The 15,208-nt window shown below is 75.2% G+C and carries 7 protein-coding genes and 1 pseudogene; 6 read left to right on the top strand and 2 right to left on the bottom strand.

Going from position 1 to position 15,208, the window contains the following annotated elements:
* Positions 1-151: 151 nt before the first annotated feature.
* From CRP52_RS40760 to CRP52_RS06080, 4 genes and pseudogenes are all read left to right on the top strand, one after another.
* Positions 152-7,694, top strand: a pseudogene (locus CRP52_RS40760) (amino acid adenylation domain-containing protein).
* A complete protein-coding gene (locus tag CRP52_RS06090) occupies positions 7,687-7,872 on the top strand; it encodes an MbtH family protein (RefSeq protein WP_097235454.1) in 186 nt (61 codons plus the stop codon). Before CRP52_RS40760 ends, CRP52_RS06090 begins: the two are co-directional and overlap by 8 nt.
* A gap of 56 nt (positions 7,873-7,928) precedes the next feature.
* On the top strand, positions 7,929-9,287 hold the full coding sequence (locus CRP52_RS06085; protein ID WP_257033012.1) for a DHA2 family efflux MFS transporter permease subunit: 1,359 nt from the start codon (positions 7,929-7,931) through the stop codon (positions 9,285-9,287).
* Positions 9,288-9,320: 33 nt separating this feature from the next.
* On the top strand, positions 9,321-9,647 hold the full coding sequence (locus CRP52_RS06080; protein ID WP_097235453.1) for a Uma2 family endonuclease: 327 nt from the start codon (positions 9,321-9,323) through the stop codon (positions 9,645-9,647).
* 72 nt (positions 9,648-9,719) lie between these two features.
* On the opposite strand, the gene fes is transcribed toward CRP52_RS06080, so the two are convergent.
* Complete coding sequence (fes, locus tag CRP52_RS06075) at positions 9,720-10,844, bottom strand: enterochelin esterase (protein ID WP_373560461.1); 1,125 nt, start codon at positions 10,842-10,844, stop codon at positions 9,720-9,722.
* Between the two features lie 19 nt (positions 10,845-10,863).
* On the bottom strand, positions 10,864-13,071 hold the full coding sequence (fhuB, locus tag CRP52_RS06070) for a Fe(3+)-hydroxamate ABC transporter permease FhuB (protein WP_097235451.1): 2,208 nt from the start codon (positions 13,069-13,071) through the stop codon (positions 10,864-10,866).
* Between the two features lie 115 nt (positions 13,072-13,186).
* Between fhuB and CRP52_RS06065 the strand changes: the two genes are divergently transcribed.
* Positions 13,187-14,200 carry an ABC transporter substrate-binding protein gene (locus CRP52_RS06065; protein ID WP_097235450.1) on the top strand — a complete coding sequence of 338 codons (1,014 nt, stop codon included), beginning with the start codon at positions 13,187-13,189 and terminating at the stop codon, positions 14,198-14,200.
* Positions 14,201-14,290: 90 nt separating this feature from the next.
* Positions 14,291-15,073, top strand: a complete 783-nt coding sequence (locus CRP52_RS06060) for an ABC transporter ATP-binding protein (RefSeq protein ID WP_097235449.1) — start codon at positions 14,291-14,293, stop codon at positions 15,071-15,073.
* Positions 15,074-15,208: the final 135 nt, after the last annotated feature.

Raw genomic sequence — 15,208 nt, 5'->3', positions numbered from 1 at the left:
GTGCGCCTCCGGGGCGTCGGGGTCGGCGTCAGGGCCCGCTCCGTCCGGGGCCGTTGACCAGATCATCATGAAGTTAGATTAGGCTAACCTAAGTAAGACATTCCGGATCCCTGAGGAGCTTTCCGAACCATGCCCCCCGCCGAGATCCAGACTGGCGACACCCACACCGCCGCCACCCGGACCGTCGACACCAAGGCCGTCGACACCCAGGCCGTCGGCACCCAGGTCGCCGGGACCCGGGCCGTCGACGTTCCGATGCTCGCCGCCCAGGCCGCCATCTGGTACGCCCAGGCGCTCGACCCCGCCAGCCCGGTCTACAACACCGGCGACGCCGTCGAGATCAGCGGTCCGCTCGACGAGGACCGGTTCGAGCGGGCACTGCGGCAGGCGGTGGAGGAGGCGGAGGTGCTGAGCGCCGTCGTCGTCACCGACCCCGACGGCACACCCCGTCAGCGGCTGACCCCGGGCCGCCCGTGGCCGCTGCACCGACTCGACCTGCGAGCCGAAGCCGCCCCCGCGGAGGCCGCCCCCGTCGAGGAGTCCCCCGCGACCGGCCCGGAGGCCGCCGCCGAGGCCTGGATGCGCGCCGACCTCGCCCGCCCCGTCGACCTCGCCGAGGGCCCGCTGTTCACCCACGCGCTCATCCGGCTCGCCGACGACCGGCGGCTCTGGTACCGGCGGATCCACCATCTCGCCGTCGACGCCTACGCCTTGACCCTCCTCGGTGAGCGGGTCGCCGAGCTCTACCGCGCGTACACCACCGGTACCGAGCCCGCCCCGACCCCGTTCGCGCGCCTCGCCGACGCCGTCGCCGAGGAGGCCGCGTACCTCGATGGCGAGGACTACCCGGCCGACCGCGCCCACTGGTCCGCCCGGATGGCCGACACCGACACCGAAGCCGGCGCCGAGGCCCCCGCCACCCTCCCGGGCACGCCCGCCGGAGACGGCGGTACGGCCCCGCTGCGCCTGACCGCCGACCTCCCCGCCGGCACCCGGGACCGCCTGGAGCGCGCCGCCGCCGACGCCCGCGCCACCTGGGCCGAACTGCTCCTCGCCGCCACCGCCGGTTACCTGCACCGCCTGTCCGGCAGCCAGGACGTCATCCTCGGCCTGCCGCTGGCCAACCGCCGCGGGCCGGCCGCCCTGCGCACCCCCGTCGCCACCGCCAACGTGCTCCCGCTGCGCCTGGCCGTCCGCCCCGCCGACAGCGCCGAGGCCCTGCTGCGCCAGGTGGTCCGCGAGCTGCGCGCCGTCCGCCGCCACCAGCGCTACCCGCTGGAGGACCTGCGCCGGGACCTCGGCCGCACCGGCGACCGGCGCGCCCTGTTCGGCCCGATGGTCAACATCAAGGCCTTCGAAGGCGACCTCGACCTGGCCGGACTGCCCGGAACCGTCCGTAACCTCGCCGCCGGCCCGGTGGACGACCTCGCCCTGAACGTCTCGCCCGGCCCGGACGGTGCCCTGCGCCTGGTGATCGACGCCGACCCGGCCCGCCACGGCGCCGCCTCCCTGGCCGCCCACCGCGACGGCCTGCTGCGCTACCTCGACGCCCTCGCCGAGCTGCTGCGCACCGCCCCGCAGACCCCGATCGCCCGGATCGACCTGCTCGACGCGGACGGTCTGCGCCGGGCCACCGCCGGCCGCACCGAACCCCCGGTCGAGCGCACCGTGCCCGAGCTGTTCGCCGCCCAGGCCGCCCGCACCCCGGACGCCGTCGCCGTCCGCTGCGGCGCGACCGCCCTGACGTACGCGCACCTCGATGCCGCCGCCGACCGGCTCGCCCACCGCCTGGCCGACCTCGGCGTCCGGGACGGTGCCCCCGTCGCGATCGCCCTGCCGCGCGGCGCGGACACGCTCGTCGCGATGCTCGCCGTCCTCAAGTCCGGTGGCGCCTGCGTCTCCCTGGACCTCACCCACCCCCGGCAGCGCCTGGCCGCCGTCCTGGCCGACGCCCGCCCGGTCTGCGCGATCGGCACCGCCGAGGCCCTGGCCGAGCTCGGCCTGCCCGCCGGCCTGCCCACCGTGCAGCCGCACGGGTCCGACGGCGCTCACGACGGCGCTCACGACGGCGCTCACGACGGCGCTCACGACGACGACCAGGACGGTACTCGCCACGGCGACCAGAGCGGCCGGCCCGTACGCGCCCTGCCCGCGCCACAACTCCACCACGCCGCCTACGTGTTGCACACCTCCGGGTCCACCGGACGCCCCAAGGGCGTGGTGGTCACCCACGCCTCGCTCGCCAACCTGCACGCCGGCCTCGCCGAGGACCACATCACCCCCGCCGTACGCCGCACCGGCCGCGAGCGCCTGCGCGTCGCCCACAGCGCCTCGTTCGCCTTCGACGCCTCCTGGGATCCGGTGCTCTGGATGGTCCACGGCCACGAGCTCCACCTGCTGGACGACGCCACCTACCGCGACCCGGCCGCCCTGGCCGCCCACCTCGACCGCGAGCGCATCGACTACCTCGACGTCACCCCCTCCTACCTCGAAGTCCTCATCGCCGAAGGGATCCTGGACGAGGGCCGGCACCGCCCCTCCGTGCTCGTGGTCGGCGGCGAGGCCACCCCGCCCGCCCTCTGGCAGCGCCTGACCGCCGTCCCCGGCCTGCACCCGGTCGACCTGTACGGCCCGACCGAGACCACTGTGGACGCCTATGCCCGGACCCCCGGCCCGGACGGCGCCCCGGTCGGCCGGGTGGTGCGCGGCTCGCGCGCCTACGTCCTGGACGGTTCGCTGCGCCCCGTCCCCGACGGCGTCACCGGCGAACTGTACGTCGCCGGCGCCTGCCTGGCCCGCGGCTACCTCGGCCGCCCCGACCTCACCGCCGAACGCTTCCTCGCCGACCCCTTCGGCCCGCCCGGCAGCCGGATGTACCGCACCGGAGACCTCGCCCGCCGCTGCCCATGGGGGTCCCCCCGGCCGGAGGCTGGGGGAGGCACCCTGGAGTTTGTCGGCCGGGCCGACGACCAGGTGAAGATCCGCGGCTTCCGGGTCGAGCCCGGCGAGATCGCCGCCGTCCTCACCGAACTGCCCGGCGTCGCCCAGGCCGTGGTGATCGCCCGCTCCGGGCCGCAGGGCAAGCGCCTGCTCGGCTACGCCGTCCCCGCGCCCGGCGCCGCCCCGGACCCGGCCGGGCTGCGTGCCGCGCTCGCCGCCCGGCTGCCCGCGCACATGGTCCCGGCGGCCGTGCTGCTGCTGGACGAACTGCCGCGCACCGCCCACGACAAGCTCGACCACCGCGCCCTGCCCGAGCCCGCCGTGGAGGTCGCGGGCGCCACGGCGGCCACGCCCCAGGAGGAGCTGGTCTGCGGGCTGTTCGCCGACGTCCTCGACCTGCCGCAGGCACCCGGCCGGGACGCCTCCTTCTTCGACCTCGGCGGGCACTCGCTGCTCGCCGGGCGCCTCGCCGCCCGGCTGCGCGAGACCTTCGCCGTGCCGGCCGGGTTCGCCGACGTGTTCCGGCACCCGACCCCGGCCGGGCTCGCCACCCTGCTCGACGGGCGGCGCGACCCCGACCAGGCCCACACCGGGCACGCCCACGCCGGCCAGGCCCACGCCGGGCAGATCGACGCCGGGCGGATCGACAGGGGCCGGGCCGACGCCCCGGAACCGTGCCCCGCCCCGGTCCCCGTGCCGCGCACCGAGCGGATGCCGCTGTCGCCCGCCCAGCGGGGCCTCTGGTTCCTGCACCGGCTCGAAGGCCCCAGCCCCACCTACAACATCCCGCTCGCGCTCACCCTCACCGGCCCGCTCGACCGGAACGCGCTCACCCTCGCCCTCGGCGACCTCGTCGCCCGGCACGAGGTCCTGCGCACCGTCTACGGCGAGGAGGCGGACGGCACCCCGTACCAGCGGATCCTGCCCACCGGTCCCGCCACCGCCGTCATCGAACTTCGCGACAGCCAGGAGGACTTGGCCGACGCCGTCCGGTACGCCTTCGACCTGACCGCGGAACCGCCGCTGCGGGCCACCCTGTTCACGAGCGGGCCCGAGCAGCACACCCTGCTCCTCCTGTTGCACCACATCGCCGGAGACGGCGCCTCCACCACCCCGCTGGTCCGCGACCTGGCCGCCGCCTACACCGCCCGGATCGCCGGACAGGCCCCCGAACTCCCGCCGCTCACCGTCCAGTTCGCCGACCACGCCGCCTGGCAGCAGCAGCGCCTCGGCACCGCCGACGCGCCCAGCCCGCTCGCCGTCCGGCAGACGGAGTACTGGCGCAGCACGCTGGCCGCTCTGCCCGACCAGCTGGAACTGCCCACCGACCGCCCCCGCCCGGCCGTTGCGAGCCACCTGGGCGCCACCGTGCCCTTCACCCTCGACGCCGATGCGCACGCCGCCCTCGCCGCCGTCGCCCGGGCCGCCGGCGGCACCGTCTTCATGGCCGTCCAGGCCGGTCTCGCCGCCCTGCTCACCCGGCACGGCTGCGGTACCGACATCCCGATCGGCACCCCGGTGGCCGGGCGCGAGGAAGAACAGACCGCCGCACTGGTGGGCTACTTCGTCAACTCCGTGGTCCTGCGCACCGACACGTCCGACGACCCGAGCTTCCGCGACCTGCTCGCCCGGGTCCGTACCACCGTCCTCGGCGCCCACGAGCACGCCGACCTGCCCTTCGACCGCCTGGTCGAGGAGCTCAACCCGGCACGCTCGCTCGCCCGGCACCCGCTGTTCCAGGTGATGCTCGCCTGGCAGAGCCGCCCGGACGAGCGGATCGCGCTCGGCGGCGGCGTCACCGCCGAGATCACCGCCGTCCCCAGCGGCACCGCCAAGTTCGACCTCACCCTCAACGCGGGCGAACGGCCCGACGGCGGCATCGGCGGCTTCCTGGAATACCGCACCGACCTCTTCGACGCCACCACCGTGGCCGCGCTCGGCGAACGCCTGGCCCGACTGCTCACCGCCGCCGCGAGCGCCCCCGACACGCCGATCGGCCTGCTCCCGCTGATCGGCGAGGAGGAGCGGCTGCGCGCCCTGGTCGAGTGGAACGGCGCCCCCGCCCCGGCTGCCTCAGCCCCGGCCGTCTCCACCCCCGCGCCACCCTGCCCGAACTGTTCGAGGCCGCCGCCGCGGCCAACCCCCGTGCCATCGCCGTCAGTTACCAGGGAAGCCGGCTCGACTACACCGAACTCGGAGCCCGCGCCGACCGGCTGGCCCGCCTGCTGGCCGCCGAGGGCATCGGCCCCGGCACCATCGTCGCCCTCGCGCTGCCGCGCTCGCTCGAACTCGTCGTCGCGCTCCTGGCAGTGGCCAAGTCCGGCGCCGCCTACCTGCCGCTCGACCCCGACTACCCGGCCGACCGCCTCGCCTACATGCTGGCCGACGCCGACCCGGCCGCCCTGCTCACCGACCGCGCCGCCGCGCCCCGGCTGCCCGCCCACTCGGTGCGCCGGATCCTCGTCGACGGGCCGGAGTCCGAGCAGTACCCGGCCGTCCCGCTGGCCCAGCACGAGCGCACCCGCCCGCTGTGCGCCGAGGACACCGCGTACGTCATCTACACCTCCGGCTCCACCGGCCGCCCCAAGGGCGTGCCCGTCACCCACCGCAACGTGGTCCGGCTGTTCTCCGCCACCGACCACTGGTTCGGCTTCGGCGCCGAGGACGTCTGGACGCTGTTCCACTCCTACGCCTTCGACTTCTCCGTCTGGGAGCTGTGGGGCGCCCTGCTGCACGGCGGCCGGCTGGTCGTCGTCCCGCACCTGGTCAGCCGCGACCCGGCCGCCTTCCTCGACCTGCTCGCCCGCGAACGCGTCACCGTGCTCAACCAGACGCCGTCCGCGTTCTACCAGCTCAGCGCTGCCGACCGGGAGCACCCCGGCAGCGAACTGGCCCTGCGCTACGTGGTGTTCGGCGGCGAGGCACTGGAGCTCGGCCGGCTCGACGACTGGTACTCCCGGCACGCCGAGGACGCGCCGACCCTGGTCAACATGTACGGCATCACCGAGACCACCGTGCACGTCTCGTACATCGCCCTCGACCGGGCGAGCGCCGCCGCCGGAAGCAGCAGCACCATCGGCGTCAACATCCCCGACCTGCGGGTCTACGTGCTCGACCGCTACCTGCGGCCCGTCCCGCCCGGCGTCACCGGCGAGATGTACGTCGCCGGGGCAGGCCTGGCCCGCGGCTATCTCGGCCGCCCCGACCTGACCGCCACCCGCTTCGTCGCCGACCCGTACGCCGAACTGTTCGGCGAGCGCGGCACCCGGATGTACCGCTCCGGCGACCTCGCCCGCCGCCGCGCCGACGGCGTCCTGGAGTACTTCGGCCGCGCCGACCAGCAGGTCAAGCTGCGCGGTTTCCGCATCGAACTCGGCGAGATCGAAGCCGTGTTGGCGGCTCACCCGGACGTCGCCGACGCCGCCGTCGTCGTGCGCGAGGACGTGCCGGGGGACCAGCGGCTGGTCGCCTACGCGGTGCCCGGCAGCGCGGCGGCCGACGGCGAGGCGCCCGGCAGCGCGGTGGCCGACGGCCTGTCGCCCGAGACCCTGCGCAGCCACGCCGCCGCCGAACTGCCCGTCCACATGGTGCCGTCCGCCGTCGTGCTGCTGGACCGCCTCCCGCTGACCGCCAACGGCAAGCTCGACCGCCGCGCCCTCCCCGCCCCCGAGGCGCCCGCCGCGGGCGCCGGGCGACCGCCGCGCACCCCGCGCGAGCAGCAGCTGTGTGAACTGTTCGCCGAGGTGCTGGGCGTGGCCGCGGTCGGGGTCGAGGACGACTTCTTCGCCCTCGGCGGGCACTCGCTGCTGATCGTGCGCCTGGCCGGGCGGATCCGCGAGGTGCTCGGACTGGAGGTCGGCATCGGCACGCTGTTCCAGGCGCCCACGGCGGCCGCCCTCGACTCCGCGCTCACCACGGGGTCACAGGACGCCGACGCCTTGGACGTGCTGCTCCCGCTGCGGCCCGTCGCCCCCGGCCGAGGGCCCCGGCAGCGCCCGCTGTTCGCCGTCCACCCGGCCGGCGGCCTCAGTTGGTGCTACACCGGCCTGATCCGCCACCTGCCCGGCGAGGTCCCGATCTACGGCCTCCAGGCCCAGGGCGTCGGCGCCGCCACCGCCGCCGAACCGCTGCCCGCCACGATGGAGGAGCTGGCCGCGCACTATGCCGACCGGCTGCGCGAGGTCCAGCCCGAGGGCCCGTACCGGCTGCTCGGCTGGTCCACCGGCGGGATCATCGCGCACGCGGTCGCCGTTCGGCTCCAGGAGCTCGACCAGGACGTCGAGTTGCTCGCCATCCTGGACGCCTACCCCGCCGAGGGCTTCCGCGAACTGCCCGTCCCCGACCAGGCCGAGGCGCTGGAGGCGCTGCTCACCATGGGCGGCTTCGGCCCCGCCGACCTCGACGGACGGCCGCTCGAACTCGACTCCGTCATCGCGGTGTTGCGCCGCGAGGGCAGCCCGCTCGCCGGCCTCGACGACGCCACCGTGGCGGCGCTCAACCGGATCTACCTCAACACCAACCACCTGGTGCGCGGCTACGACCACCGCCGCTTCGACGGCGACGTGCTGTTCTTCCGCGCCACCGTCGACACCATCGACGACACCCTGGTGCCCGAGCTCTGGACCCCGTACGTGTCCGGCCGGATCACCAACACCGACGTGGCCTGCTCGCACAAGGACATGACCCTGCCCGACCCGATCGCGCACATCGCGAGCGTGATCGCCGACCACCTGGAGACCGCCTCCGATGAGTGACGCCCCTGCCAACCCCTTCGACGCCGACGGCGAGTTCCTCGCACTCGTCAACCCCGAGGGACAGCACTCCCTCTGGCCCGCCTTCGCCGCCGTCCCGGCCGGCTGGAACGTCGCCCACGGCCCGGGTGAGCGAGCGGCCGTCCTGGCGTGGATCACCGCGCACTGGACCGCCCTGTGACCCCTCCCGAGGCCCCGGCGGAGCAGGCCCCCGCCGCGCAGGCCCCGGCGCGCCCCCTGCTCGCCGGGCGCGCCGCGGTGATCGCCGTCCACACGGCCGCGATGTGCATGAACGGCCTGGACTCGACCATCGTCAACCCCGCGCTGTTCAGGATCGCCGAGGACTTCGGTCGGCCCGTCTCGGCCGCCAACGCCGTGGAGACCGCCTTCCTGGTCGGCCTCGCCCTCGGCCTGCCGGTGGCGGGCTGGCTCGGCGACCGGTACGGCGTGAAGCGGGTCTTCCTCGGCGCGCTGGGCGCCTTCACCCTCGCCTCCGCCCTGTGCGCCGCCGCCCCCGCCCTCGCCCCGCTGGCCGCCGCGCGCGCCGTGCAGGGGGTGGCGGGCGGACTGCTCACCCCGGTCGGGATGACGCTGCTGTTCCGGGCCTTCGCCCCGCACGAGCGGGCGGGCCTGGGCCGGATCCTGATCGTCCCGACCGCGCTGATGCCCGCCCTCGGCCCGCCGCTCGGCGGGTTCCTCACCGAACACCTGTCCTGGCACTGGCTGTTCCTGGTCAACGTGCCGATCGGGGTGGCCGCCGTCGCCCTCGGGCTCTTCGGCCTGCGCGGTGCGCAGGAGCCCCCGGCAGGCCGCTTCGACACCACCGGCTTCCTGCTCGCCACCCCGGGCCTCGGCCTGCTGACCTACGCCCTCGGCTTCGGCCCGGCCCACGGCTGGACCTCCCCGGGCGTGGTCCTCGGCGGGCTGCTCGGCCTGGCCCTGCTGGGCGCCGCCGTCCGGCACCAACTGCTGGCCGCCGGACCGCTGGTGGACCTTCGACTGCTCGCCGACCGGACCTTCGGCGCGGCGAGCCGGCTGGCGCTGCTCACCTCGGCCGGGCTGATGGGCGCCCTGTTCGCCCTCCCGCTGCTCTACCAGGCGGCGCTCGGCGCCTCCGCGCTGGACGCCGGGCTGAGCGTCTTCCCCGAGGCGATCGGCCTGATGGCCGCCTCACAGGTGGTGGACCGCCTGCTGCCCCGGCTCGGCCCGCGCCGTCTCGCGCTGCCGGGGCTGCTGCTGGCGGCCCTCGTCCTCGCCGCCCTGGGCTTCGCCGAGAACCCGTGGGCGGTAAGGGTGTTGATGTTCGCCGTCGGCCTGATCCTGGGCACCGCCGTCCTCACCGTCCAGATCGCCGGCTTCTCCGACGTCCCCGGCCCCGCCATGGGCCGCGCGATGGGTCTGTTCACCATCCTGCGCACCCTCGGCGGCGCCCTCGGCATCGCCGCCACCGCCGCCCTCATCGGCGCCCTCCCCGCCGACTCGGGCACCACCCCGTACCGCCTCGCCCTCCTCCTCACCTCCGCCCTGGTCGCCTCCGGCGCCCTCCTAGCCCTCCGCCTCCCGGCCGAGGCCCCGGGCCCGCCCCCGGAGGACTGACGCCGGGGCCGCTCGCGGACCCGACGGCTCCGGCTGCCGTACGGTGGTCGGAGCACTGGAGGAGTCCACACGAACCCTGAGCGCTACCGCCTGCTCGAAGAGGCGCTGATCGCGATCGAGATCGTCTCGCCGTCCAACCCCGAGAACGACTGGACCGGCAAGGTCCGCGACTACCCGCGCATGGGCTTCCCGCTCTACCTGATCGTGGACCCGCGGCAGAAGACCGTGACGTTGTTCTCCGAGCCGAACCGCGACCGTTATCACACCCGGACGGAGCGGGAGTTCGGCGAGTCCATCCGCATTCCCGCTCCGTTCGGTTTCGAGCTGGACCTGTCCCGGCTCGTCCCCCACCGGGACTGACCGCCGGCCCGACCGCTCCGCCGCCCAGCCTGCCTCCTAGCGGGCGGCAGGCCGGGCCGGTTTGACTTCGGTCTATTCCGGTCGTTCGGGTGAGTGGTCCGATCCGAGCAGATGGGCCAGGCCGTCGGCCAGGCCGCCGCGCCAACAGGCGTAGTCGTGGCCGCCGTTGAACTCGCGGTAGGCGAGGTCGTAGCCGCGGGCCGTGAGCACGTCGCGCAGGTGGCGGTTCTGGGTGAGCAGCATCCACTCCTGCAGGCCGACCTCGACGTAGAAGCGGGCGGCCCGTCGTTCCCCGGTCGCGAACTGCCGGGTCAGCCATTCGCTGCCGGCGTCGGCCTCGGTGCCGTCCGGCCACCAGAAGGAGCCGGACTGGGAGAGGGCGTTGCCGAAGCGCTCGGGCCGGTGGAAGGCGGCGTAGGCGGCGGTCAGTCCGCCCGCGCTCTGGCCGGCGATCACGGTGTCGGCCGGGTCGGTGGTGGCGCCGAACTCCGTTGCGGCCCACGGGAGGAGGCGGTCGGCGAGCAGGTCGACGAAGGCCGGGTTGCAGCTGAGGTCGTCCGGCCGGCCGGGGCCCATGGTGTGCACGAGCAGAGTGACGGTGGGCGGGATCGCGCCGTCGGCCGTCAGGTTGTCGAGGGTGTCGTCGACGGACAGCACCTCGGCCCACATCTCGCCGTCGAGCAGTACGGCCACCGAGTGCGGGCCGCCGCGGTGTCCCGCAGGGAGGTGGACGTCGACCCGCCGCCCGGCGACGGTGTGCGACTGTGTCCGGCCGCGCGGCACGTCCTCGCGCCGCCGGACGTACGGCTGTGCGGGCGCCTCGGGCAGGCTGAGCACCGAGGAGGGGTGACGGCCGTCGCGGGCGGGCAGCCGGGGCTCGCGGTCGTACGGGTCGGGGCGGGCGTGGTCGAGGACGCGCAGCCAGTCGGGGCGGGTGGTGCCGGGAGCCTGGCCGCGGAACGGGTACAGCTGGTAGGAGGCGCGGTGGTCGGCGCGCAGCCGGTAGGTGATCGACCAGGCCCCGTCGGATTGGCGGGCCATCAGGTGTGGTGTGAGGTCCCCGACGTGGCGGTCCTTGTCGGTCACGGTGTGCAGCAGGGCGAGGACTCCGTCGCAGTCCTCGCCGTGGTGGGTGAAGGTGACCAGGCGGTAGGCGGGGTCGTCGGGATCGGTCGTGACGCGGGGAGGGGTTTCCACAGTGATGGCTCCAAGTGACTTAAGCAGTGCTGCTCTTGCGGCTGAGCAGCACCCAGAGCAGGAAGGGCCCGCCGAGCACGGTGGTGACGATGCCGACGGGGATCTCCACCCCGCCGATCAGTACCCGGCCGAGGGTGTCCGCGAGGACGACGAGCAGGGCGCCGGTCAGGGCCGAGCCGAGGACCGGCACCCGGGCGGGCCCGGCCAGTCGTGCGGCGATCACGGGCGCGGCGAGCGCCACGAAGCCGACCGGCCCGCAGACGCCGACCGCCAGTCCGGCGAGGGCGACCGCCAGCAGCAGGCAGGCGAGCCGGACCCGGCCGGGGTCGACGCCCAGTGCGGCGGCGACGTTGTCGTCGAAGCGCAGCACGGCCAGCCGCCTGGCCGCCACCAGGGCGATCGGCACCAGCACGGCCAGCCCGATCAGGACGGGCGTGGCGATGGCGTAGTCCCGTCCGTTGAGGCTGCCGGAGGTCCAGACGTACAGCGACCCGGCCGAGTTGAGCGAGCGGCGGGCCAGCGCGACCTGGATCACCGCGGAGGCGAGCGCGGACATCGCGAGGCCGACGACCAGCACCCGGTAACCGCGCGCGCCGAGCCCGCCGGAGACGAGGGTGACGACGAGGACGGCGGCGAGCGCGCCGAGCGGCCCGGCCCACCAGGCGCCGAAGGTTCCGGAGGCGGTGGCGGAGATCAGGACGGCGGCGGTGGCGCCGTCGTTGACGCCGAGCAGTTCGGGGGTGGCGAGACGGTTGCGGGCGAGGGTCTGGGTGAGGCAGCCGGCCAGGCCGAGTGCGGCGCCGGCGGCGAGTCCGGCGACGATCCGGCCGAGCCGGAACTTCTGCACCAGCAGCACGTCGAGGCGGTCGCCGTAGCCGAACACGGCCTGGAAGGTGCGGCCCAGGCCGAGTTCGCTCTGCCCGGCGTGCGCGGAGACCACGACGGCGGCGAGCAGTGCGGCGCCCAGGCCGAGCGAGGCGAGCAGGGCCCGGCGGGGGAGCAGTAGCGACCAGGCGCCGTTTCGCAGTACCACGTCCGGTTTCGGGGAGGGTGGTTCGACCCGTCGTGCGGGCGGTGCGGCCTCGGCCGGGTCGGCGATGGCGAGGGCGGCGGAGCGCCGGGAGCGGACGATCGCGATCAGTGCGGGGGCGCCGACCAGGGCGACGATCACCGAGACGGGCGCCTCGAAGGGGCGGGCCACCACCCGGGCCAGTACGTCGGCGCCGGTGAGGACGGCGGCGCCGAACAGCCCGGCGAGCAGGGTGAGTCGGCCGACCGTGGGACCGGCGACGGCCCGGGCGAGGAAGCCCGCGAGCAGGCCGAGGAAGGAGATCGGCCCGGCGAGGGCGACCGCGGAGGCGGTGAGCAGGGTGACGGCGACGGCGACCGTCGCCCGGGTGGCGCCGGGCCGGTGGCCGAGGCCGCGGGCGAGGTCGTCGCCGAGTGCGAGGGCGGTGAGCGGCCGGGTGGTGAGCAGGGCGAGCAGGAAGCCGGCGCCGAGGGCGGGGGCGAGTTGGCGCAGCGTCGTCCAGCCCTCCGCTCCGGCGAGCGAGCCGAGCACCCAGACGCGGTACCGGTCGTACGTCTCCGGGGAGTTGACGATCAGGATGCCGGTGAGTCCGCCGAAGGTCGCACCGACCGCGGAGCCGCCGAGGACCAGGCGCATCGGCGAGCCGCCGCCCCGGCTGCCCGCGATCAGCAGCACCAGGGTGCTGGCGAGGACGGCTCCGCCGAAGGCGAAGGCGAGGTAGCCGTAGGAGGTCTGCACGCCGAGTACGGCGATGCCGAGCACGACGCCGAGCGAGGCGCCGGCGTTGACGCCGAGCAGTCCGGTCTCGGCGAGCGGGTTGCGGGTGACGGACTGCAACTGCGCGCCGGCCACGCCGAGTGCGGCGCCGACCAGCAGGGCGGTGAGGGTGCGGGGCAGCCGCAGGTCGCCGACGACGAGGGCGAGGCGGCCGTCGGCGCGGGCGCCGCCGCGGTCGAGCAGGTAGTCCAGGACCCGTCCGGGGCCGACCTCGCCGGCGCCGACCGACAGCGAGAGCGCGGTGAGGGCGAGCAGCAGCGCCACCGTCCCGACGGCGACCGGCCAGGTACGGCGTCGGGCCTCCTTCCCCGTGGCCTCCGTTCCCGTGGTCTCCGTTCCCGGGCCCTCCTTCCCCGGCGGCGGGGTGTCCGGCGCGGTGGCAGGGGACGCTTCGTGGACGCCCGCTTGCGACAATGTCATAAGGTAAGGCTAACCTAATGGTCGTTCCGTCCTGTCCGGCACCTGCCCGGAACCGCAGCTGCCCGGCTGCCCGGACACTGCTCAACTCCCGTACCACCGCCGCCCGGAGGCACCCATGCCGTTCGCCCGTCGCCCGCTCAGCCCCGTTCGCCGCCGTGCGGCCCAGGTGGTGGCCGTCACCGGGGCGGCCGCGCTCCTGCTCGCCGGCTGCGGCTCCTCGGGCTCCTCCTCGGGCTCCTCCTCGTCCGGCTCCGGCGCCCCGGCGGCGGACGCGGCGGGCGGAGGCAAGCGGACCGTCAAGGACGCCACCGGCAAGGCCGTCGAGGTCCCCGTCGAGCCCAAGCGGATCGTCACCCTCACCCAGGAGGACCTGGACGCGGTGCTCGCCCTCGGCGCCAAGCCGGTCGGCATCACCAACGGCCAGGGGCTCAACGAGCCGCCCGCGTACCTCAAGGACAAGGTCCAGGGCGTGCCGGTGGTCGGCAACCTGCTGCAGCCCGTGATGGACAAGGTGATCGCCGCCAAGCCCGACCTCATCCTGGCCGGCGACATGCAGGACGAGCAGATGCTCAAGCAGCTGCGCGAGATCACCCCCGCCACCCTGGTCACCATGGCGCCCACCGACGACTGGAAGCTCGCCTTCCGCGGCATCGGAAACGCCGTCAACAAGCTCGACCGGGCCAATGAGGTCATCGGCGACTACGAGGCCAAGGCCGCCAAGGCCGGCGGCGAACTCGGCAGGAACAAGGGCGCCGCCGTCTCCATCGTCCGCTGGAACCCGACCGGGCCGAGCTGGATGGAGAAGAAGCAGTTCGCCTCCGGCGTGGCCCTCGACATGGGCCTCACCCGCCCGGCCGCGCAGGACAAGGACGGCAACGCGCACAGCCCGGCGCTCAGCCTGGAGAAGCTCGCCGAGATCGACGGCGACTGGCTGTTCCTGTCCACCCTCACGGACGACGGCAAGGCCGCCCTCAAGGACGTCCAGTCCAAGCCCGCCTACCAGGAGCTGAACGCGGTCAAGAACAACCGCACCGTCACGGTGGACGGTTCGGTCTGGTCGACCCGGGGCGGCCCGCTCGCGGCCGACGCCGTCATCGGCGACATCGGCAAGGCGCTCGGCGGCAGCTGAGCACGCGTCGGACCCGGACGTGTCGTCTTGGTCGTGTCTGTCGTCTCGGTCGTGTCTGTCGTGTCCAGGGAGCTGGGAGTCCGAACTGCCATGGAGTTGACGATCGAGGGGCTCACCGCCGGCTACGGCCCCGGGCGCCCGGTGCTCGGCGGGGTGGACCTCACCGTCCCGGCCGGGCAGGTGGTGGCGGTGGTCGGACCGAACGGCTGCGGCAAGTCCACCCTGCTGCGGGCCGTCGCCCGGCTGCACCGGCCGGACGGCGGCCGGGTCCTGGTCGGCGGCGAGGACGTCTGGAGGCTGCGCCCGCGCCAGGCCGCGCACCGGATCGCCCTGCTCCCGCAGAGCCCGCAGGCACCGGAGGCGGTCACCGTCGCCGGGCTGGTCCGCTACGGCCGCCACCCGCACCAGGGCCTGTTCCGCCAGTGGTCGCCGGACGACGAACGGATCACCGCCGAGGCCCTGCGCGCCACCGGCGTCGCGGAACTGGCCGACCGCCGGCTCGACCGGCTCTCCGGCGGGCAGCGCCAGCGCTGTTGGCTCGCCATGGTGCTCGCCCAGGACACCCCGGTCGTCCTGCTCGACGAGCCGACCAGCGCGCTCGACCTCGGGCACGCGGTGGAGGTGCTGGAGCTCGTGCGCCAGGTCGCGGCGGGCGGGCGGACGGTGGTCATGGTCCTGCACGACCTCGCGGCGGCCGCCCGGTACGCGGACCTGCTGGTCGCCCTGCGCGACGGCGCGGTGGTCGCCTGCGGGCCGCCGCGCGAGGTGGTGGACGCGCCGCTGGTGCGGGCGCTGTACGACATCGACAGCCATGTGCTCACGGCGCCGGGTGACGGCGCACCGGTCATCGTGCCCCGGGCGCCGCTCGGCTGACACCCGCGGGCCCGCCTCGCGGCCGCTCCTCCCGCTGCCCCACCGGGCGGCGCTGCCCTCGTACGGGCGGCGCCGCCTATCCGGCTTCCCGCCGCCTTTCCGGCTTCCCGCCGTCGTGCCGCGTCGCCACCCCCA

This window comes from Streptomyces sp. 1331.2, assembly GCF_900199205.1.
Lineage (GTDB): Bacteria > Actinomycetota > Actinomycetes > Streptomycetales > Streptomycetaceae > Kitasatospora.
Note: the sequence above shows the minus strand (reverse complement) of the source record. Positions and strands in the feature narration are given on the sequence as shown.

Excerpts from the sequence above, each read along its gene's own strand:
- fhuB (WP_097235451.1), bottom strand. The coding sequence starts at position 13,071 with ATGACATTGTCGCAAGCGGGCGTCCACGAAGCGTCCCCTGCCACCGCG.
- CRP52_RS06060 (WP_097235449.1), top strand. The coding sequence starts at position 14,291 with ATGGAGTTGACGATCGAGGGGCTCACCGCCGGCTACGGCCCCGGGCGC.
- CRP52_RS06065 (WP_097235450.1), top strand. The coding sequence starts at position 13,187 with ATGCCGTTCGCCCGTCGCCCGCTCAGCCCCGTTCGCCGCCGTGCGGCC.
- CRP52_RS06090 (WP_097235454.1), top strand. The coding sequence starts at position 7,687 with ATGAGTGACGCCCCTGCCAACCCCTTCGACGCCGACGGCGAGTTCCTC.